We start from the raw sequence: 20076 nt of genomic DNA, 5'->3' as shown, positions 1-20076 counted from the left end.
GGAACGAATAACTTGAAACCCTACCCTATCCAGTGCGTGTCGATCGTCATTCCGGTCTACAACGAAGAACAGAGCCTGCCTGAGCTGCTGCGCCGTACCGAAGCAGCCTGTGCCCAGCTTACCCAAGCTTACGAAATCGTACTGGTCGACGATGGCAGCCGAGACAAATCGGCGCAAATCCTGCAAGACGCTGCCGAGCGTGAAGGCAGCCCGGTAGTGGCGGTGATCCTCAACCGTAACTATGGACAACATGCCGCCATCATGGCCGGCTTTGAAAACTCCAAAGGCGATGTAGTCATCACCCTGGACGCTGACTTGCAAAACCCTCCAGAAGAAATCCCGCGTCTGGTTGCCCAGGCAGCCTTGGGCTATGACGTGGTTGGTACTGTGCGCAACAACCGTCAGGACTCGGCCTGGCGCCGCTGGCCTTCGCGCCTCATCAACCTGGCCGTACAGCGTTCCACCGGCGTTGCCATGAGCGACTACGGCTGCATGCTGCGCGCCTATCGCCGCTCGATTGTCGACGCGATGCTGGCATGCCGCGAGCGCAGCACCTTTATCCCGATTCTCGCCAACAGTTTTGCCCGCCACACCACCGAGGTGCTGGTGCAGCACGCCGAGCGTGAACACGGCGATTCGAAATACAGCCCGATGCGCCTGATCAACCTGATGTTTGACTTGATCACCTGCATGACCACCACCCCCCTGCGCCTGCTGAGCATCATTGGCTTCAGCATGGCCTTGCTGGGCGGCATTTTCGCCATTCTGCTGATCGTACTACGCCTGATCTTTGGCGCTACCTGGGCGGGCGACGGCACCTTCGTGTTGTTTGCCGTGCTGTTTGTGTTCACCGGCGGCCAATTCATTGGCATGGGCCTGCTGGGTGAGTACCTGGGGCGCATGTACAGCGATGTGCGTGCACGGCCTCGGTTCTTCATCGAGAAAATCGTCCGCGCTGAACCGGCCACTGAAACTGCTACACCTTGCAACTCGTCTTCTTCTACTTCGACACAGGTCTAACCATGAGTTTGAAAGCCGTTGTTTTCGCCTATCACGATATTGGCTGCACAGGCATCGAAGCCCTGCTAAATGCAGGCTACGACATTGCTGCCGTGTTCACCCATGCTGATGACCCCTCGGAAAATAACTTCTACGGTTCTGTGGCCCAACTGTGCGCCCGTAAAGGCATTCCGGTACACGCTCCGGAAGATGCTAACCACCCACTGTGGATCGAGCGCATTCGCAAACTGAATGCCGACTACATTTTCTCGTTCTACTACCGCAACCTGCTGGGCGAAGAACTGCTGGCCAGCTCCAGCAAAGGCGCGTTCAACCTGCACGGTTCTCTGCTGCCCCGCTACCGTGGCCGCGCTCCAGCCAACTGGGTACTGGTTAACGGCGAAACCGAAACCGGCGTTACCCTGCACCGCATGGTCAAACGTGCCGATGCCGGTGACATTGTTGCCCAGGAACGCATCAGCATCGAGCGCAGCGACACCGCGCTGAGCCTGCACGCCAAGCTGCGTGAAACCGCTGCAAAACTGCTGGCAGAAACCTTGCCTGTGCTGCCTGAAGGCAAGCTCAAAGAAACCCCGCAAGACGAATCCAAGGCCACTTACTTTGGTCGTCGTACTGCCGCTGATGGCCTGCTGCAGTGGAACCGTCCGGCTGAAGAACTGTTCAACCTGGTCCGTGCGGTCACCCAGCCGTACCCAGGCGCGTTCTGCGCCGTTGGCGAGCACAAACTGATTGTCTGGGCCAGTGAAGTGGTTGCCGGCAACGAAGGCCAGGCACCGGGCAACGTGATCAGCTGCGACCCGCTGCGTATCGCTTGTGGCAAAGACTCGCTGGTGATCACCGCCGGTCAGCGCAACGACAACGGCCTGTACCTGAGCGGCCCGCAACTGGCCCGTGAACTAGGTCTGGTTGACGGCTCGCGTCTGCGTGGCAGCGAATCCGGCCGTCCAGCCCGTCGTACCCGCGTTCTGATCCTGGGCGTTAACGGCTTTATCGGTAACCACCTGTCCGAGCGTCTGCTGCAAGACGACCGCTACGAAGTGTACGGCCTGGACATCGGCTCTGATGCCATTGACCGCCTGCGCAGCCACCCGAACTTCCACTTCGTTGAAGGCGACATCAGCATCCACACCGAGTGGATCGAGTACCACATCAAGAAGTGCGACGTGATCCTGCCGCTGGTCGCCATTGCCACGCCGATCGAATACACCCGCAACCCGCTGCGCGTATTCGAACTGGACTTCGAAGAGAACCTCAAGCTGGTTCGCTACTGCGTCAAGTACAACAAGCGCGTGATCTTCCCGTCCACGTCCGAAGTGTATGGCATGTGCCAGGACCAGAACTTCGACGAAGACACTTCCAACCTGATTGTTGGCCCGATCAACAAGCAGCGCTGGATCTACTCCGTGTCCAAGCAACTGCTGGACCGCGTGATCTGGGCTTACGGCACCAAAGGCCTGAAGTTCACCCTGTTCCGTCCATTCAACTGGATGGGCCCGCGTCTGGACCGTCTGGATTCGGCTCGTGTTGGCAGCTCGCGCGCCATCACTCAGTTGATCCTGCACCTCGTGGAAGGCACCCCGATCCGTCTGGTTGACGGTGGCGCTCAGAAGCGCTGCTTCACTGACGTGGCTGACGGCATCGAAGCCCTGGCACGCATCATTGAAAACAAAGACGGCAAGTGTGACGGCCAGATCATCAACATCGGCAACCCGGAAAACGAAGCCAGCATTCGTGAACTGGGCCATGAGTTGCTGCGTCAGTTCGAAGCGCACCCGCTGCGTGACAACTTCCCGCCGTTCGCCGGTTTCCGCGATGTTGAAAGCCAGTCGTTCTACGGTACCGGCTACCAGGACGTGAGCCACCGCAAGCCAAGCGTTGAGAACGCACGTCGCCTGATCGACTGGACACCGACCACCGAGCTGAGCGAAACCATCGGCAAGACTCTGGATTTCTTCCTGCGTGAAGCCATGGTTGAAATCGCGGAAAAACGTTAATGCAAGCTGGACTACGTATTGATGTCGACACCTACCGAGGCACCCGTGAAGGGGTGCCGCGGTTACTCGAACTGCTCGACGAAGCCGATGTAAAAGCCACGTTTTTCTTTAGTGTGGGGCCGGACAACATGGGCCGTCATTTATGGCGCCTGATCAAGCCCCAGTTCTTCTGGAAAATGATGCGCTCCAAGGCAGCCAGTTTGTATGGCTGGGATATTTTGCTGGCCGGCACCGCCTGGCCTGGCAAACCGATCGGCAAGGATCTGGGGCATTTGATGCGCCAGACCCTGGCTGCGGGCCACGAGGTAGGTTTGCACGCGTGGGATCACCACGGCTGGCAGGCCAACACCGGGCGTTGGAGCGAGGCACAACTGATCGAGCAGATTCGCCGGGGTGTTGACACCCTGAGCGACATCACCGGGCAAGCGGTCGAATGTTCGGCCGCCGCCGGTTGGCGCGCAGATGAACGCGTAGTCCAGGCCAAAGAAACCTTTGGCTTTCGTTACAACAGCGATTGCCGCGGGCACAGTCTGTTTCGGCCAAGGTTGGCCGACGGCAGACTGGGCGCGCCGCAAATCCCTGTTGATTTGCCTACATTCGATGAAGTAGTCGGACCCGAGCTGAGTGCTGCCGACTTCAATTCATACATTCTTGATCGCTTCAGCCCGCAAAAGCTGAACGCGTACACCATCCATGCAGAAGTAGAAGGGATTCTAATGGCCAATGACTTTCGTCAATTGCTGACGCAGGCCCGTGCCCGCGACATTCACTTTCAGCCCCTTAAGGACTTATTACCTGCCGATATCGACAGCCTGCCCGCCGGCCAATTGAGCCGTGGCGTGCTGGAAGGCCGTGAAGGTTGGCTGGGAGTGCAGAAGCCATGACTCAACGCTGGATGATTCCGCTGCTGGTATTGGCATTTGTTGCTTTCTACCTGTTGCCCCTGGGTACCCACGGCCTGTGGATCCCGGACGAAACGCGTTATGCCCAGATCGGCCAGCAAATCCTGGTCGATGGTAACTGGGTCACCCCGCATTTCATGGACATACGCTACTTCGAGAAACCGATTGCCGGTTACTGGATGATCGCTATCGGCCAGGCCATTTTTGGTGAAAACCTGTTTGGCGTGCGGATTGCCTCGGCGATTGCTACGGGCCTGAGCGTGTTGCTGGCCTACCTGGTCGCCCGCCGCCTGTGGAACGACCCGCGCAAGAGCTTCGCCTGCGCGCTGGTGTACATGACCTTCGGCCTCATTGCTGGCCAGGCTGGCTACTCCAACCTCGATCCGCAGTTCACCCTGTGGGTCAACCTGAGCCTGGTTGCCCTGTGGTTTGCAGTCGATACCCAAGACTCGCGCCAGCGCCTGTTCAGTTGGGCGCTGCTGGGTTTTGCCTGCGGCATGGGCTTTATGACCAAGGGCTTCCTGGCCCTGTTGCTGCCAGTGCTGATCGCCCTGCCCTACATGATCTGGCAAAAGCGCTTTCTGGAGTTGGTCAAATACGGCCTGGTCGCCATGCTGGTCGCGGCTGTCGTGTCGTTGCCCTGGGTACTGGCGGTGCACGCACAAGAGCCGGATTACTGGCGCTTCTTCTTCTGGCACGAGCACATCCGCCGCTTTGCCGGTGAAGATGCCCAGCACGGTCGCCCATGGTGGTTCTACCTGCCGCTGATGGTGGTTTCCAGCTTGCCGTGGGCAGCCTTGCTGCCTGCCACGCTCAAAGATGCCTGGAGCCAGAAGCGTCAGACCGGCGTGATCTTTGTGCTGATGTGGATGTTGCTGCCACTGGCCTTGTTCAGCCTGAGCAAGGGCAAACTGCCGACCTACATCATGCCGTGCATGCTGCCGCTGGCCCTGTTGCTGGGCCATGCCCTGATGGACCGCGTTGATCAGGCGAAAACCCTGTCGCTGCGCCTCAACGGCCTGGTCAACCTGCTGATTGGCGCCGTGGCCTTACTGGCCCTGATCTTCTTCCAGATCAAAAAACCGTTCTACGACAACGAGCCGCTGCACATGGCTTTGCTGGTCGTGGTCTTGCTGACCTGGATCGTCACCGGCCTGCTGGCCATGACCCGTCCGCTGAAAATGTGGGCAGCGCCTGCAGTCGCCATGGGCGTTCTGGTCCTGGTGTTGCCAGCCAGCATGCCAAGCAGCGTGGTGCACAACAAAATGCCTGACCAGTTTGTGCTGCATCATCTGGACGCATTGAAGCCTGCGACTGCCCTGCTCAGTAACGACTTGGGCGCGGCATCGGCACTGTCATGGCGCCTGCGTCGTCCAGACGTGACGCTGTACAACACGCAGGGCGAGGTTAAATACGGCCTGACTTATGACGATGCCAAAGGCAAAAGCATCGGTCTGGAAGACGTTCAGCAATGGCTTGCCGATGCACGTCTTAAAGGCCCGGTAGGTGTTGTGATGCGGGTTAAGGACAGCGATGAAACCCATGAAATGGACATGCTGCCCAAAGACGCCCAACGTTTTGACGAAGGCAACATGGTGATTTTGATCTACCCGCAGACCACTCCATGACCCTCACCCTGTTGCTCATGGCATGTCTGTTGACGTGTGCAGGCCAAGTGGCCCAGAAGTACGCCGTTGAAAGCTGGCGTGGGCCTGAGTCGGGGATCGCGCAAAAGCTGCGCTCCCCTTGGCTATGGTTGGCCCTGCTATGCCTGGGTCTGGGTTTGCTGGTGTGGTTGCTGGTGTTGCAACGCCTTGAAGTGGGCATCGCTTACCCGATGCTCAGCCTCAACTTTGTATTGATCACTCTGGTAGCCCGCTACCTGTTTAAAGAAACCATCGACCTGCGCCACTGGTGTGGCGTAGGGCTGGTGATTGCCGGTGTGGTTCTGCTAGGGCAACACGCATGAGCCTGCGCCGTGGTTTTACCTTTGCCTGCTCCAGTGTATTGCTGGTCAGCGGCGCCCAGTTGGGCATGCGCTGGAGCATGACGCGCTTGCCGGAACCGACCCAGTGGCTGGAGGCAATCAGCCAAGGAGACGTTTCAATCAGCGCATTGGCAGTCGTGTTTGCCGCGATCATGGCCTACGCACTGTCAATGCTCTGCTGGTTGCTGGCCTTGCGTGATCTGCCCTTAGGGCGGGCCTATTCGCTGCTCAGCTTCAGCTACGCCCTGGTCTATCTGCTGGCGGCCAGCCTGCCGGTATTCCATGAAAGCTTCACCCTTTCAAAAACCCTTGGGGTGGCCTTGGTCATTCTGGGGGTGCTGACGATCAACTCTCGACGTACCCCAAGTTCCAGGAACAGCGCATGAAAATCAGTGTATTTGGTAGTGGTTATGTAGGCCTGGTGCAGGCAACGGTATTGGCGGAAGTCGGCCACGACGTGATTTGCATGGACATTGATCAGAAAAAGGTCGAGCTGTTACAGCAAGGTCACGTCAGCATTTTTGAGCCGGGACTTTCGAGCCTGGTGCGTGAAAACCTCGAAAGCAAGCGCCTGCGCTTCACCAGCGACGAAAAAACCGCTGTTGAGCATGGCCAGGTACTGTTTATCGCCGTTGGCACTCCGCCCAGCGAAGATGGTTCGGCAGACCTTAAAGCGGTATTCTCGGTGGGCGACGCTGTTGCCCGTCACCGCGTAGAACCGGCCATTCTGGTCGAGAAATCCACCGTGCCCGTGGGCACCGGTGACGCACTGACCGCGCACATCAACAAAGCGCTGGAACAAGCCGGCCGCTCGTTGCAATTTGACGTGGTGTCCAACCCGGAATTTCTCAAAGAAGGCTCGGCCGTCAGTGACTGCCGCCGCCCGGACCGCATCATCATTGGTTGCGAGCGCGACGAAGTGCGCGACGTGATGCGTGACCTGTACGCCCCGTTCAACCGCAACCATGACCGCATCATCAACATGGACCTGCGTAGCGCCGAGCTGACCAAGTACGCCGCCAACTGCATGCTGGCGACCAAAATCAGCTTTATCAACCAGATCGCCGAACTAGCCGAACACCTGGGTGCAGACATTGAGTCGGTGCGTCTGGGCATCGGTGCCGACACCCGCATCGGCTACCACTTTATCTACCCTGGCTGCGGCTATGGCGGTTCGTGCTTCCCTAAAGACATGCGCGCGCTGATCCACAGCGCTCAGCAAGTCAATTGCTCCAGCGACCTGCTGCAAGCTGTAGAAGCCATCAACGAGCGTCAAAAGCACAAGCTGTTTGATCGCATCAATGCCTACTTCAAAGGCGACCTCAAGGGCAAAACCTTTGCCTTGTGGGGCCTGGCGTTCAAACCCAATACCGACGACATGCGCGACGCGCCTAGCCGCGTACTGATGGAAGCCTTGTGGGCCGCGGGTGCAGACGTTCGCGCCTTCGACCCTGAAGCCATGCAAGAGACTCAGCGCCTGTACGTTGATGAGCCTCGCCTGAGCCTGATGGGCACCCCGGAATCCGTGTTGCAAGGCGCCGATGCTTTGATCGTGTGCACTGAATGGCAGCAATTCAAGGCGCCAGATTTTGACCTGATCAAACAACGCCTGAAAACCCCGGTGATTTTCGACGGTCGTAACCTGTACGACAGCGAGCGCCTGACCCGCGCGGGCTTGCAGTACTTCCCGATGGGGCGCGGCGAGTCTATCAACTTGCCGGTTTCACAAGGCGCTACAGCCGTTTAACGCTTCAACAGCGCCGCCATTGGTAACAATGGCGGCGTTTTTTATGGATGAAATTCGACTGTTTGCCCCTGCACGCCCCCTATTGAGTCAAGGAAACTCGACATGCCGGCTTTCTCTTCCCCCAGCGTTTTACGTGCCTTGCACCGACAGTCACTGCTACTGGGTGCGTTGACCTTACTGCTGTTTATTGTGGGTGATATTCACCAGGCTGCGATCGGCTTTGATTCGCGCTTTGTGATGTTTGCCAAGGAAATGCTGCGTCACGGCCCAAGCTTTTTCCCTACCACCTATGGCGAGCCCTACGCTGATTACAACGCCACCACCACCGTGTTTACCTGGCTGCTGTCGTTGCCATTTGGCGAGGTCAACAGCCTCACCGCCTGGCTGCCCACCGCTATTGCCAGCTCGATCATTGTGACCCTGATCTATCGCCTGGTGGCTCCGCAATCCACGACGTGGGCCTTGCTCAGCGTGGCGCTGCTGTTACTCAGCATGACCTTCATCACCGAAACCCGTGCCGTGTCGCTGGACCAAATGCTCGCGGCCGTCAGCCTTGGCGCGTTCTATCTGGCGTATGCCCACGATCACTTTGAAGCACCGCGCCGACACTTCTGGCTGCTGCTGTTGCTGGTCCTCGGTTTTGCCATTCGCGGCCCGATTGGTCTGGTGATCCCAACCGGTATGTTGTGCAGTTACTTCCTGCTCAGCGGCCAATGGCGACGCATGATCAGCGTCGGCTTGCAGGCACTGGTGATTTTGCTGCTGTGCATTGGCCTGCTGTTATTTCTGGCCTGGGTCAGTGGCGGGCAAGCGTTTGTACAAGACGTGATCCGCATGCAGGTCACTGGCCGTATCGACGGCTCTGAAGGCGCCAGCGGCCCCTTTTACTACTTCACCAGTTCCATGGGTAACTACGCCCTCGCCTATCCATTGGCCGTACTGGTGCTGGTTGTTGTCTTAATCGCCGGGCGCAAGCCGTCAAGCCCGGCCTTGCATCTGGTCAAGTATTGCGCCGCAGCAGGCTTGATCGTGATGATCGGCCTGTCGGTCCCGCAAGCGAAAAAAGCCCGTTACTTATTGCCGATGCTGCCGATGGCCGCAATTATTGCCGCGTACCCGTTTCAAGGTGTTCGAGGTCGGGCATTCGCCGCATTACGCGTATTTATCCAGGCCATTGTGCTGGTGTTGCCAGCCTTGCTGATTGCCGGGCTGATAGTCGCAAGCAAGCGTTTCGCCGACCAACTGCCGCCCCTGAACGCGATCTATATCATTTTGGGCGTGTTGCAGGTCATCGCACTGGGTCTACTGTTCAAAGCACATTTGCGCGCTGTGGGCTTGGGTGCGTGTGCGGTATTGGCGATGTGGAGCAGCTACATTCTGGTGCTCGAACCGGCTGAGCAGAACGCCTACAACACTCGCGATTTCACCCTCAACGCCCTGCACCTGATCGACCAGGCACCCGCGCCGCTCGTGTTGCATGGCATGGGCAAAGACGCCAAGGCCATCAAGTTCATGGTTAACGTGGACCGCGACTTGCTGCCGGTATTCACTCAGTCAGCAGTTGAATTGACGGCCTTGCAAGCGCCGGTATGGATCGTGATGGACCGCAAGGACTATCAAGCACTGCAAGGCACCGAGTTGGGCAATATCGTTCCGGCATTGACCGGGCAGTTCGACAAGAACGACTTCGTGTTGCTGCATTTGCCCTGAGTCTTGGGTAAGCAAAGAGGCTGCGGCATGTGCGCCGCAGCCTCGAACATCAAGTACTTATTGACCCGCTGAACGCGCCTGATAGTCGTCGATCAGCTTGCGGGTCAGCTCAAACGATGACAGCTCAGCCGTGCGTCCTGGGCTCAACGGGAACGCTTGGCCAGCCCACAAGTTGATGAAATCGCCTGAGCCGGCAGGCTCGGATTTGGCTTTCAGGGGCAGCAAAACACCGCCAGCCAGCGGAAACGCCGGGGCTTGCGGGTTAATCGGCCCAATCTCTCGCATCACTCGATTCAGAATGCCCCGCGCCGGTCGCCCGGTGAACAGGTTGGTCAGTGCCGTATCACTGGAGCTGGCTTCGCGCAGCGCACGGTGATGAGGTCTGGATATTTTCGCCTGCGGGCAAAACAGGTACGCGGTACCGATTTGCACGGCACTTGCGCCCAAGGCAAAGGCTGCTGCGATACCACGCGCATCGGCAATCCCGCCAGCGGCAATCACCGGCACCGAGACCGCATCAGCGATTTGTGGGACCAACGCGAAGGTGCCGATCTGACTGGTCCACTCAGTGGTTAAAAACATCGCCCGATGGCCACCCGCTTCATTGCCCATAGCAACAATGGCATCGCAACCGTGGCGTTCGAGCCACTGTGCTTCTTCAACAGTGGTTGCCGAGCTGAGAATCTTCGCGCCCGTGGCTTTGACCCGCGCCATCAACTCTGGGGCCGGCAGCGCAAAATGGAAGCTCACCACCGCAGGCCGCAGTTCCTCGACCAGCGCACACGTGGCCTCATCAAAAGGCGCACGGACGGAGACCGGAGTGGGTGCGTCAAAGTCAGCGCCAAGTTCGGCGTAATAGTCTTTAAACAACGCCTTCCAGCGCTGAATGTGCGCCTCGTCGTATGCCGGGGCCTGGTGACAAAAGAAGTTCAAATTGAACGGCTGGTCAGTAGCCGCACGAAAGGCTGCGACTTCCTCACGGATCGCATCATGACTCAACGTGGCGCAGGCCAGTGAGCCCAGACCACCCGCCTTTGCCACACCGATCATTACATCGGCGCCAGCACCGAGCATGGGCGCCTGAATGATCGGAACGCTAATGCCAACCAGATTGATAAAGCGCGAGTCAGGCCATTGAGCCATCGGGGTTCTCTCTACGGTCAATATCGGAAGCTGGATACTAACGTGTAGGAGCGAGCTTGCCTCGCGATCTTTTAAAGCAGCAAAAGATCGCGAGGCAAGCTCGCTCCTACAGGGGGTTTAGATCAGCGCTTGCTGCTCAGCGCCGTTATCAGGGCCGGATCACGGTTGTAGATGTCCGGAGTGTAGATCACTTTGCCGGTTTTATCGGCTTGGGCCGTCCAGTAGGTCATCAGAATCGGTTTGGGGTTGGACAAGCGGAACTCATGGGTTTTGCCGGTGCTGAGCAGGTCTTCCGTGCGGCTTTTTTCCGCCGGTGTGACCAGTACGTCACGTAGTTGGAATACCGACTCAACGCGCACACACCCCGAGCTGAATGCCCGCGGGCCTTTGCTGAACAGCGCCTGGCTTGGCGTGTCGTGCAGGTACACCGAAAACGGGTTGGGGAAGCGCAAGACAATCTTGCCCAACGGGTTTCTTGGCCCGGCGCCCTGACGCAGGAGGATATTGCCGGGGCGGTCCCAATCAATACTCTGCGGCGAGACGGGCTGCCCGTTGCTGTCAATAACCTGCAAGTCGTGCCGACTCAAAAAAGACGAATCACGGCGGATTTGCGGCAGTTTGTCTTCCTTGAAAATGGTCGGCGGGATGGTCCAGGTCGGGTTCAGGGTCAGCCGCGTGACCCGCGACTTGAGCAGCGGCGTCTGCCGGTCAGCACGCCCCACCTGAGTACGGGTTTGCCAAATCGGTTGGCCGTTTTCATACACCGTTAACTGCGCCGCAGGCACATTGACCAGCAGCATGGAGGGCTCAACGTCCTGGGCCATCCAGCGAAAGCGCTCCAGGTTGATCCGCAACTGTTCACGGCGGGTCGCCGGGCTTACGTTCAGCTCTTTCACCGTGCCCGCCCCGATGATGCCATCGGCCTGCAAGGAATGGTTGAGCTGAAAGCTTTTGACCGCGGACACCAGCTCATTGCTGTAGACGTTATCCGCTGTCGCGATTTTATGATCCAGATAACCCTCACTCATCAGCCGCTGCACCAAGGCCGGGACGCGAGAGTCTTGCATGCCGGGGCGCAGCACAGGGCCGTCGCCGATTGTTGGCCATTTGGGTAGCGGTTGCAGACGCTGCCGGGCGTAGACCTGACGCAAGTTTTTGTACTGCTCAAACGCAGGGCGCGCCTTGGCGAAGGCGTCACTGATGTTATTCAACCCGGCTTCGGCAATCGGCAGAATCTCGCGCCTGTCAGGTACTACTTCATTGGCATGCCAGACCGGCTCAAAACGCGCTTGCGGCAGGCGCCCGTAATGCAGGTCTTGCAGGGCTTGCAGGTACTGGCGGCTGATGTCGATATCGGCGCACAGGTCCTGCCCCTTGGGCAACAGGTAGTTCTGTGGGTCGAGGCCATCATCCGCCAGGGTTGGCAACGCGGCTTGCAAGGTCGCCAAACGCACTTTGTCGGCCCAGATTGGCTGGTAATTCTGGCTCTGGTAAAAAGCCTCAAGCAGTGCCTGTGTGGGCTCATTAATACTGCCTGCCAGGGTCGGGCATGCTTGCGGCAGTTGCGTCAACGCCACTTGCACCGGGTTCGACGGCTCTACTGGCGGCTCATCAGCCAGTGCGACCAGTGGCGCAGCGAGCAAGGTCAGGGTCAAGTAACATGCGTGTTTTTTGATCAACTGCTTAACTCCAGTCCGTGGCCTTTATGTGAGGGTCACCGTGTTGCTTGTCGCGCTATACAGTCAGGCTAGCAGCTAAATCGCGGTGGCCCTTGGATCAGCGCAATGTCATTCGTTTATTTAATGTGGAAGCTTTCTTTATATGCTGATTTTTTTGCGACGACTTTTTCTGGTCGCCGCGACCCTGGGCTCAGTCTGCAGCCCGGCGTTCGCCGCCAATACTTCCGCCCCGGTGCTCTACAACAGCCTGTCCAAGGCCGCTCCGGAACTCAATCCGCAAGTCCTGCAAAGCGCCCTCAGCGCCATGCAATGCGCCGTTAACAACGGTGCCAGTCAAGCTCGGCACCTGGCGGTCATCGACTACTCCATGCCTTCAACCGCCCGACGCTTATGGATCTTCGACCTGACCTCTAAAAAGCTGGTCCTGCGTGAGCTGGTCGCTCATGGGCAAAACTCCGGTGAAAATTTTGCCACCCGGTTTTCCAACAGCGAAGGCAGCTTCCAGTCCAGCCTCGGGCTGTTTCGTACCCGCGAAAGCTACCAGGGTGCCAACGGCTACTCCTTGCGCATGGATGGCCTTGAGCCGGGCATCAATGACCGGGCCCGTGACCGCGACATCGTGATCCATGGCGCCAGCTATGTGAATCCGCTGTGGAGCCAACGCCAGGGCCGCATCGGGCGCAGCCAGGGCTGCCCCGCCGTGCGCCCGCAAGTGGCACGCCAAGTAGTGGACAACCTCAAGAACGGACAGTTCATGTTTGCCTGGTACCCCGACCAGCGCTGGCTCAAATCGTCGGCTTACTTGAACTGCAAGCCACAGCTGGTGGCGAGCATTGTTTCGGCTAAGTAAAAACTGCCTGCGCTACGACGCCTGACCCTCGCGATCTGTTAAAAGATCGCGAGGCAAGCTCGCTCCTACAGCCATATCCATTCCCGACCCCTTTTCTCTGAAAACGACACCTCGCCCGGTCGATGGTTGACTGCGCCTGCGCAGATCTATTTATTACTATTTATCCGCATTAATACGATAAATAGAAAACATGCTTAATCGCCCGATTCGCCGCAAACGCCAGAAGCTGTCCGATGTGATTGTCGAATCGGTGAAGCGCTCGATCGTGACTGATGCACTCAAGCCCGGTGATCGTCTGCCCACTGAGCGTGAGCTGATGGAAAGCTTTCAATGCTCGAAAGGCTCAGCCCGCGAAGCCTTGAAGGCGCTGGAGGTCGAAGGCCTGGTGAGTACACGTACCGGCCCCAGCGGCGGTGCCTACCTGAATCAGGCCGGGACTGAGCCGGCCAGCCGTGCCTTGCGTAACTACCTGCACTTCCAGCATCTGGATGGCGAACAGGTCTATCAGTTGCGCAAGGTCATTGAGGTCGAGTTGGCGGTTTCTGTTATCGGGCGTTTGAGCGCCGAAGATTATCAAGCGCTGCAAGCCAACGTAGATTTCTGCAGCGCCCCTGAAGACAGCGAGGCCGGCCAGCGGGAGCAGCGTTTGGCCGAGCTTGAGTTTCATACCCTGCTGGCCCGGGCCTGCCCTAACCCGCTGTTAAGTTTTATGGCGCAGTTTCTTAACGATTTGCTGCGCGATCTGGTGGTCCTGAAAAAGGCCTACAAACCTAAACGCAAGCAGTTTGATGCCGCCAACCTCGATTATCACAAGCAGTTACTGGTTGCCCTGCGTGCCGAGGATGAGGCGCAAGTGCGCACCTTGATGCACGAGCACATGTGCGACGCCGAGCATCACATGACCGCCCTCGAAGGCCAGGTCAATCCGCATTTCCTGCTGGAGTTCGATCACCACCACTGAACCGTTTTGCCGTAACCGTGTGTTAGCAAGCGCTCCACCCCTATCCAATAAAAGGCCTGCCCACAGGACCTGATCCGCCGTTTGCCATTGCTACTCCTGCCAATAATTAAACCAGGGAGTTACCCCATGCAACGTCGTACTTTGTTGAAAGCTGGCCTGGCTGCTGCCAGTGCTTTAAGCCTTCCGCTTGGCATACGCCAGGCCTTCGCCGCCGAGCCCTTTACCTTCTATGGGTTGAAGTCCATGTCCGGAGCCTTTGCCAGTTATGGCAAGTTTGCCGACATGGGCTCGCGTCTGGCCGTCGAGCAATACCCGCAGTTGCTGGGCAGGCCATTGGTCTACAAGGTGATTGATACCGAAGGCAATGCCGGCAAAGCAGTACGCAAGGTTCAGGAAGCCATTGGCCAGGACGGCGCACGGTTTTTCCAGGGCTGCACCCTGTCATCGTCTGCCCTGGCCGTGGCCAAGGAAGTGAACAAGACTGGCGGAGTGTTCATGACCCCGGTCGGCGCCGATGAAGTCACCGGCAAGGACTGCAACAGTTCGACGTTTCGCTGGTCCGTGCCCACCTATGGCGCGGTGCGTGAAACCCTGATACCGCTGATCAAACGCCTGCCGGAGGCCAAGCGCTGGTACACCATCACCCCACAATACGTGTTCGGCGAGGCACTGCTTGATGGCACCCGGGAAGTGCTCAAGGAACATGGCCTGGAGCTTGTCGGCAACAGTTACCACTCTTTGCAGGAGCAGGAATTCTCCGGCTATTTGACCAACTCCATTTCAGCCAAACCGGACGTGCTGGTGCTGCTCAATTTCGGCAGCCAGTCCAACAACACGCTGCGTCAGGCCGTGAATTTCGGCATGAAAGAGCGCATGAAAATTTTGCTGGTGTGGTCCGCCGGGCTGGATCAATTCCAGGAGCTGGGCAGTGATGTGCTTGAAGGCGTGTACCTCGGCGCCCAGTACTGGCATCAGGTCGACACCCCGCTCAACCGCGAGCTGGTCAAGGCGACCCGGTCCAAATACGGCATCAACCCCAACTACCCGCTGGCGGCTGACTACATCAGCACCAAGGTCATGCTCGACACCATCGCCGCCACGGGCAGTTTCGATGGTCCCACCGTGGCCAACGCCATGCAGGGCTTGAGCTACGAAGGCCCGACCGGCAAAGAAACCATCCGCGCCGGTGACCATCAAGTGATCAAGGATTACTACCTGATGCTGGGCAAACCGGAGCGCGAAATGACCGACAAGGACGATCTGGCGCTGGTGGTCAGTTCCGGTCAGTCGTTTGCCCCCGTCGCCGACACCGGCTGCGTACTCAGCTAAACAACCGACTATTTAGCACTTGCTACACGCAGCCGGTCAGCCACGACCGCCTGCAGAGGGTATCTGCATGCTCGAACTTTATATGTTTCAAATCCTCAATGGCCTGGGCCTGGGGATGATCTATTTTCTGATTGCGGTCGGACTGACCATCATTTTTGGCCTGTTGAACTTCGTCAACTTCGCTCACGGTGCGTTCTTTCTGCTGGGCGCCTACCTCTGCTACACCGCCGTCAGCCTGACCGGCAACTTCTGGCTATCGCTGCTGATCGCACCGCTGCTGGTTGCTGCCCTCGCATGGGTGATCGAGCGGGTGCTGATTCAGCGCATTTATAACCTGCCGCACATGTTCCAGATTTTGGTGACGCTGGGTATCGCGCTGATTATTCAAGAAGCCAGCGTGATGATCTGGGGCCCGGTCGGCAAAAGTGTCGCGGTGCCGCCGTTACTGCGCGGCGTGGTGGAAATCGGCGACTTTGTGTACCCCTACTACCGCTTGTTCCTGATTGCCTTCTCGGCGCTGGTGGGCTTTGCCCTGTGGCTGTTGCTGGAACGCACACGCTTCGGCGCGCTGGTTCGCGCCGGCAGTGAAAGCACCGAAACCGTGTCGCTGCTGGGCACCAATATCTTCCGCCTGTTTTCCATGACCTTCGCCCTGGGCGCCGGGCTTGCCGGGATCGCCGGGGTGCTGTTCGCGCCGTTGCGCGGCGCCCAGCCTTTTGTCGGCCCGGAGATTCTCGGCGTGGCCTTCGTGGTGGTGGTGATCGGCGGCATGGGTTCATTCAGTGGCGCACTGGTGGGCGGTCTGCTGGTGGGTGTGGTGCAAAGCCTGATGACAACTATCTGGCCCCAGGGTGCGAGCCTGATGATCTACGGCGCGATGGCCGTGGTGATTTTGCTGCGTCCTTACGGCCTGTTTGGGAGAGCCTGACATGAGCGAGAAAAACCCCCTGCCGTTCGCCAAAACACAGTCGCGCTCGATGCTGCTGTGGGTGATTGCGGTACTGATCGGCCTGCCACTGGTATTGCCGTCGGCCACCCTGGCCACTGAAATCCTGATCTTCGCCATGGCCGCGCTGGCCTGCAACCTGTTGCTGGGTTACACCGGCTTGCTGTCCTTCGGCCAGGGCATCTTCTTTGGCGCCGGTTCTTATTGCGCCGCCTTGCTGATGATTCATCTGCAATGGGGGCTATTCAGCGCACTGCTGGGTGCGGCCATCGCCGGTGCCTTGCTGGCGTTTCTGGTCGGTGCCCTGGCGATTCGCCGTACCGGTATTTACTTTGTGATGCTGACCCTGGCGTTCAGCCAGATGGCGTACTTCCTGACCTACACCCTGAGCGGCTGGACCGGCGGCGACAACGGCCTGCTCGATGTGCCACGGCCTGAAATCCGCATCGGCGACACGCTGCTGATGTCGCTGAGTGATGCACGCTACTTCTACGGCTTTGTCGCGGTGCTGTTTCTGCTGATTTTCATTGGCGCACGCCGGGTGATTGCCTCGCCCTTTGGCAGCACGTTAATGGCGATCCGCGAGAACGAAACCCGTGCCGCGGCCATCGGCTACGACACCCGTCACTTCAAGATCCTGGTGTTCATGCTGTCGGGCGCAGTCACCGGGGTTGCCGGGGCGCTGTACGCCATGCTGCTGCACTTTGTACCGCTGTCCAACATCGACCTGATGATGTCCGAAAACATCCTGATCATGACCATTGTCGGGGGTACCGGGTCGCTGTTTGGCTCCTTGCTGGGTGCCGGTTCCATTGTGCTGCTGGGTGATTTCCTGTCAGACCTGTGGCCGCGCTGGCTGATGCTGCTCGGGATCATTTTGATCGTCGTCGTGGTGTTTATGCGCGGCGGTTTGTGGGGTGGATTTACCAGCGCTTTCGAACGCATCAAAGGCTCGCGCAAAAGCCGCCTGCCGATTCAGGAGGAACAGCCATGAGCGCTAAAACACCTTATCTGCTGGAAACCGAGAACCTGAAGCTGTCCTATGGCGCATTCAATGCTGTAAACGGGGTCAACCTGAAGGTCGAGCAAGGCACCATTCATACCGTGATCGGCCCCAATGGCGCGGGTAAAACCAGCCTGTTCCACTGCTTGACCGGCGAGCGTCGGGCCACCGACGGGGCGATTGTGTTTGGCGGTAAAAACATCATCAAAAAGCCGTCCCATGGCCGGGTTGCGTTGGGCATGGCGCGTTCCTTTCAGCTCACCAGTCTGTTCCAGAACCTCAGCGTACGGGAAAACCTGCGTCTTGCCGCTCAGGGCCGTGACGGGCTGGGCGCACTGAACTTCTGGCGCCGGGTAGACAGCAAACGTGAACACCTGGACATGGCAGACCAGGTGCTCGAACGCCTGCAATTGACCGCGCGCGCCAACACCCTGGCGGGCGAACTGTCCCACGGTCAGCAACGGGTGCTGGAGGTGGGCATGTCGATTTGTTCCAAACCCAAACTGCTGATGCTCGACGAGCCTACCTCCGGGATGGGCATTGACGATATTCCGATCATGACCCAACTGATCAGCGACCTGGGCCGCGATCACACCGTGCTGTTGATCGAACACAACATGAGCATTGTGATGTCCATCAGCCAACGCATCACGGTGATGAGCCACGGCCAGATCCTGGTCGAGGGTACCCCTGAATTTGTCCGCGCCGATGAGCGTGTGCGCACCGCCTACCTGGGAGAAGCCGCCTGATGCTAATCGTCGACAACATCCATTCCTACTACGACAAAAGCCACGTGCTCGAGGGCGTCTCGCTGCAGGTCAATCCCGGTGAACTGGTGACCTTGCTGGGCCGTAACGGTGCGGGCAAGACCACGACATTGCGCAGCATTCTGGGGGTTGTCTGCCCGCGCAAAGGGCAGATCCGCTTTAACGGCCAGGACATGGTCGGGCGCAAAATTTTCGAAATCGCCCGTGAAGGCCTGGCCCTGGTGCCGGAACATCGCGGGATCTTCCGCCTGCTGAGCGTTGAAGAAAACTTGCGCATTGCCCAGCGCAAAAGCAGCCGCTGGCAGCTGGAAGACGTCTACACGATGTTTCCACGCCTCAAGGAGCGGCGTAAAAACGCTGGCCATGCGTTGTCCGGCGGGGAGCAGCAAATGCTCGCCATCGCCCGCGCCCTGCTCAACGATCCCAAACTATTGATTCTCGATGAGCCCACTGAAGGCCTGGCACCGGTGATCGTCGATGAACTGGTGAAGATCCTGCGCAAGATCAAGGACGACGGCTTGCCCGTGCTGCTGGTGGAACAAAACCTGATGGTCTGCGACAAGCTTGCCGATCGCCATTACGTGCTTGAACAAGGCCGTGTGGTGTACGAAGGCAGCGCCGCCGATTTCCGTGCCAACCCAACGATCAAGAACCGTTACCTGGCCCTTAGCGCCTGAAGGGAGACTCGTGTCCATGAACAGCCCTATCGTGTTATCCGACCTTTTCAACAGCAACGCGCCGCTGATCAACCGCGACCGCCTGTGGCAATCGCTGATGGACCTGGCACAACTCGGCGCCACGGCCAAGGGCGGTGTGTGCCGTCTGGCCCTGACCGACCTCGACCGCCAGGCCCGCGACCTGTTTGTGCGCTGGTGTGAAGAAGCCGGCTGTACGGTGACCGTTGACGGCATTGGCAATATCTTTGCCCGCCGCGCGGGACGTCAACCCGACCTGCCACCGGTCATGACCGGCAGCCACATCGACACCCAACCCACCGGCGGCAAATTCGATGGTTGCTACGGGGTCATGGCCGGACTGGAAGTCATCCGCACCCTGAACGATCTGCAACTGACCACCGAAGCTCCCATTGAAGTGGTGGTCTGGACCAACGAAGAAGGCTCGCGCTTCCCGCCGTGCATGATGGGCTCCGGGGTGTTTGCCGGTAAATTCGACCTGGACGAAACCCTGAGCAAAGTCGATGAACAAGGCTTGTCAGTCGGCGCCGAGTTGCAGCGCATTGGCTACGCTGGCAACCGGCCGGTGCTCGGGCACCCGGTAGGCGCGTATTTTGAAGCGCACATTGAGCAAGGCCCGGTGCTGGAAGACCGCGCCACCACGATTGGCGTGGTCATGGGTTGCCTCGGTCAGAAGTGGTTTGACCTGACCCTGACCGGCGTTGAAGCCCATGCAGGCCCTACCCCCATGCATTTGCGCAAAGATGCGCTGGTCGGCGCCGCGCACGTGGTCAGCGCCGTCAACCGGATCGCCCACCAGCATCAACCCCATGCGTGCGGCACCGTCGGCTGCCTGACCCTGCACCCAGGCTCGCGTAACGTGATCCCCGGGCAAGTTCACATGACCATCGACCTGCGGCACCTGCATGCCGATCACCTGCAAGCCATGGTGGATGAAGTGCGCGAAGCCATTGAAGTGGCCAGTGTCGAGCACGGCTTGAGTTTTGAGCTGACCCCGACCGCTGATTTCCCGCCGCTGGACTTCAATCCTGCGTGTGTCGATGCCGTGCGCCAGGGCGCGCAACAGTTGGGCTTGAGCCATATGGACATCGTCAGCGGCGCCGGGCACGACGCGATTTTTGTCGCCGAGCTGGGCCCGGCCGGGATGATTTTTGTGCCATGTGAAGGCGGCATCAGCCACAACGAAATCGAAAACGCGGCGCCTCAAGACTTGGCCGACGGCTGCGCTGTACTGCTGCGGGCCATGGTCAATGCCGCGCAAGGAGGCCTGAATTCAACACATAAGTGCAACGCTCACCCCTGTATGCACTTCGTACGGCGTCTTCCAGCCCAAGCGCTTGCGC

General features: G+C 58.8%; 17 protein-coding genes and 1 pseudogene. 16 read left to right on the top strand and 2 right to left on the bottom strand.

Annotated features, from left to right (window positions below; all coding sequences use genetic code 11):
* Nucleotides 1–12: 12 nt before the first annotated feature.
* The 8 genes from arnC to GHO41_RS01290 all read left to right on the top strand — a co-directional run bounded on the left by arnC (nucleotide 13) and on the right by GHO41_RS01290 (nucleotide 9360).
* Nucleotides 13–1020, top strand: coding sequence for an undecaprenyl-phosphate 4-deoxy-4-formamido-L-arabinose transferase (gene arnC / locus GHO41_RS01325; RefSeq protein ID WP_048371766.1), 1008 nt, complete (start codon nucleotides 13–15; stop codon nucleotides 1018–1020).
* Between the two features lie 2 nt (nucleotides 1021–1022).
* Entirely contained in the window at nucleotides 1023–3014 is a 1992-nt protein-coding gene (gene arnA / locus GHO41_RS01320) for a bifunctional UDP-4-amino-4-deoxy-L-arabinose formyltransferase/UDP-glucuronic acid oxidase ArnA (protein ID WP_048371769.1), read from the top strand.
* Nucleotides 3014–3898, top strand: coding sequence for a 4-deoxy-4-formamido-L-arabinose-phosphoundecaprenol deformylase (gene arnD / locus GHO41_RS01315; protein WP_048371772.1), 885 nt, complete (start codon nucleotides 3014–3016; stop codon nucleotides 3896–3898). The genes arnA and arnD overlap by 1 nt, the downstream gene beginning before the upstream one ends.
* Nucleotides 3895–5544 (top strand): lipid IV(A) 4-amino-4-deoxy-L-arabinosyltransferase, encoded by a 1650-nt coding sequence (gene arnT / locus GHO41_RS01310; protein ID WP_153432708.1) that lies wholly within the window; start codon nucleotides 3895–3897, stop codon nucleotides 5542–5544. The genes arnD and arnT overlap by 4 nt, the downstream gene beginning before the upstream one ends.
* On the top strand, nucleotides 5541–5885 hold the full coding sequence (gene arnE, locus GHO41_RS01305; RefSeq protein ID WP_048371776.1) for a 4-amino-4-deoxy-L-arabinose-phosphoundecaprenol flippase subunit ArnE: 345 nt from the start codon (nucleotides 5541–5543) through the stop codon (nucleotides 5883–5885). Before arnT ends, arnE begins: the two co-directional genes overlap by 4 nt.
* The gene (gene arnF / locus GHO41_RS01300; RefSeq protein ID WP_048391328.1) at nucleotides 5882–6289 is read left to right on the top strand and encodes a 4-amino-4-deoxy-L-arabinose-phosphoundecaprenol flippase subunit ArnF; all 408 of its coding nucleotides are present in this window, start codon (nucleotides 5882–5884) and stop codon (nucleotides 6287–6289) included. The genes arnE and arnF overlap by 4 nt, the downstream gene beginning before the upstream one ends.
* Nucleotides 6286–7650 (top strand): UDP-glucose/GDP-mannose dehydrogenase family protein, encoded by a 1365-nt coding sequence (locus GHO41_RS01295; RefSeq protein ID WP_153432706.1) that lies wholly within the window; start codon nucleotides 6286–6288, stop codon nucleotides 7648–7650. Before arnF ends, GHO41_RS01295 begins: the two co-directional genes overlap by 4 nt.
* 102 nt (nucleotides 7651–7752) lie before the next feature.
* The gene (locus GHO41_RS01290) at nucleotides 7753–9360 is read left to right on the top strand and encodes a phospholipid carrier-dependent glycosyltransferase (protein WP_153432704.1); all 1608 of its coding nucleotides are present in this window, start codon (nucleotides 7753–7755) and stop codon (nucleotides 9358–9360) included.
* A 57-nt stretch (nucleotides 9361–9417) separates the two neighbouring features.
* Here the strand turns inward: GHO41_RS01290 and GHO41_RS01285 are convergent, their stop codons facing one another.
* Together GHO41_RS01285 and GHO41_RS01280 are read right to left on the bottom strand one after the other, a co-directional pair.
* On the bottom strand, nucleotides 9418–10503 hold the full coding sequence (locus tag GHO41_RS01285; RefSeq protein ID WP_048371784.1) for a nitronate monooxygenase family protein: 1086 nt from the start codon (nucleotides 10501–10503) through the stop codon (nucleotides 9418–9420).
* A gap of 122 nt (nucleotides 10504–10625) precedes the next feature.
* Nucleotides 10626–12182 (bottom strand): murein L,D-transpeptidase, encoded by a 1557-nt coding sequence (locus GHO41_RS01280; RefSeq protein WP_048371786.1) that lies wholly within the window; start codon nucleotides 12180–12182, stop codon nucleotides 10626–10628.
* 142 nt (nucleotides 12183–12324) lie between these two features.
* Between GHO41_RS01280 and GHO41_RS01275 the strand changes: the two genes are divergently transcribed.
* From GHO41_RS01275 to GHO41_RS01240, 8 genes and pseudogenes are all read left to right on the top strand, one after another.
* Entirely contained in the window at nucleotides 12325–13032 is a 708-nt protein-coding gene (locus GHO41_RS01275; protein WP_048371787.1) for a murein L,D-transpeptidase catalytic domain family protein, read from the top strand.
* 190 nt (nucleotides 13033–13222) lie between these two features.
* On the top strand, nucleotides 13223–13993 hold the full coding sequence (locus GHO41_RS01270) for a FadR/GntR family transcriptional regulator (RefSeq protein ID WP_048371789.1): 771 nt from the start codon (nucleotides 13223–13225) through the stop codon (nucleotides 13991–13993).
* A gap of 126 nt (nucleotides 13994–14119) precedes the next feature.
* Nucleotides 14120–15322: an ABC transporter substrate-binding protein gene (locus GHO41_RS01265; RefSeq protein ID WP_153432702.1), complete on the top strand. Its 1203-nt coding sequence runs from the start codon at nucleotides 14120–14122 to the stop codon at nucleotides 15320–15322.
* Nucleotides 15323–15389: 67 nt separating this feature from the next.
* Complete coding sequence (locus GHO41_RS01260; protein ID WP_048371794.1) at nucleotides 15390–16250, top strand: branched-chain amino acid ABC transporter permease; 861 nt, start codon at nucleotides 15390–15392, stop codon at nucleotides 16248–16250.
* A 1-nt stretch (nucleotide 16251) separates the two neighbouring features.
* Nucleotides 16252–17262, top strand: a complete 1011-nt coding sequence (locus GHO41_RS01255; protein WP_153330293.1) for a branched-chain amino acid ABC transporter permease — start codon at nucleotides 16252–16254, stop codon at nucleotides 17260–17262.
* Nucleotides 17259–18020: an ABC transporter ATP-binding protein gene (locus GHO41_RS01250; protein WP_048371797.1), complete on the top strand. Its 762-nt coding sequence runs from the start codon at nucleotides 17259–17261 to the stop codon at nucleotides 18018–18020. Before GHO41_RS01255 ends, GHO41_RS01250 begins: the two co-directional genes overlap by 4 nt.
* Complete coding sequence (locus tag GHO41_RS01245; RefSeq protein ID WP_048391310.1) at nucleotides 18020–18715, top strand: ABC transporter ATP-binding protein; 696 nt, start codon at nucleotides 18020–18022, stop codon at nucleotides 18713–18715. Before GHO41_RS01250 ends, GHO41_RS01245 begins: the two co-directional genes overlap by 1 nt.
* Nucleotides 18716–18731: 16 nt before the next feature.
* Nucleotides 18732–19994, top strand: a pseudogene (locus GHO41_RS01240) (Zn-dependent hydrolase); the annotation flags it as partial.
* Between the last annotated feature and the right edge of the window lie 82 nt (nucleotides 19995–20076).

The sequence above is a fragment of the Pseudomonas sp. FSL R10-0399 genome (genome assembly GCF_009600165.1).
Lineage (GTDB): Bacteria > Pseudomonadota > Gammaproteobacteria > Pseudomonadales > Pseudomonadaceae > Aquipseudomonas > Aquipseudomonas helleri.
This window is presented reverse-complemented; position numbering and strand designations above follow the sequence as displayed.

Excerpts from the sequence above, each read along its gene's own strand:
- arnA (WP_048371769.1), top strand. The coding sequence starts at position 1,023 with ATGAGTTTGAAAGCCGTTGTTTTCGCCTATCACGATATTGGCTGCACA.
- arnD (WP_048371772.1), top strand. The coding sequence starts at position 3,014 with ATGCAAGCTGGACTACGTATTGATGTCGACACCTACCGAGGCACCCGT.
- arnT (WP_153432708.1), top strand. The coding sequence starts at position 3,895 with ATGACTCAACGCTGGATGATTCCGCTGCTGGTATTGGCATTTGTTGCT.
- arnE (WP_048371776.1), top strand. The coding sequence starts at position 5,541 with ATGACCCTCACCCTGTTGCTCATGGCATGTCTGTTGACGTGTGCAGGC.
- arnF (WP_048391328.1), top strand. The coding sequence starts at position 5,882 with ATGAGCCTGCGCCGTGGTTTTACCTTTGCCTGCTCCAGTGTATTGCTG.
- GHO41_RS01295 (WP_153432706.1), top strand. The coding sequence starts at position 6,286 with ATGAAAATCAGTGTATTTGGTAGTGGTTATGTAGGCCTGGTGCAGGCA.
- GHO41_RS01290 (WP_153432704.1), top strand. The coding sequence starts at position 7,753 with ATGCCGGCTTTCTCTTCCCCCAGCGTTTTACGTGCCTTGCACCGACAG.
- GHO41_RS01285 (WP_048371784.1), bottom strand. The coding sequence starts at position 10,503 with ATGGCTCAATGGCCTGACTCGCGCTTTATCAATCTGGTTGGCATTAGC.
- GHO41_RS01275 (WP_048371787.1), top strand. The coding sequence starts at position 12,325 with ATGCTGATTTTTTTGCGACGACTTTTTCTGGTCGCCGCGACCCTGGGC.
- GHO41_RS01270 (WP_048371789.1), top strand. The coding sequence starts at position 13,223 with ATGCTTAATCGCCCGATTCGCCGCAAACGCCAGAAGCTGTCCGATGTG.
- GHO41_RS01265 (WP_153432702.1), top strand. The coding sequence starts at position 14,120 with ATGCAACGTCGTACTTTGTTGAAAGCTGGCCTGGCTGCTGCCAGTGCT.
- GHO41_RS01260 (WP_048371794.1), top strand. The coding sequence starts at position 15,390 with ATGCTCGAACTTTATATGTTTCAAATCCTCAATGGCCTGGGCCTGGGG.
- GHO41_RS01255 (WP_153330293.1), top strand. The coding sequence starts at position 16,252 with ATGAGCGAGAAAAACCCCCTGCCGTTCGCCAAAACACAGTCGCGCTCG.
- GHO41_RS01250 (WP_048371797.1), top strand. The coding sequence starts at position 17,259 with ATGAGCGCTAAAACACCTTATCTGCTGGAAACCGAGAACCTGAAGCTG.
- GHO41_RS01245 (WP_048391310.1), top strand. The coding sequence starts at position 18,020 with ATGCTAATCGTCGACAACATCCATTCCTACTACGACAAAAGCCACGTG.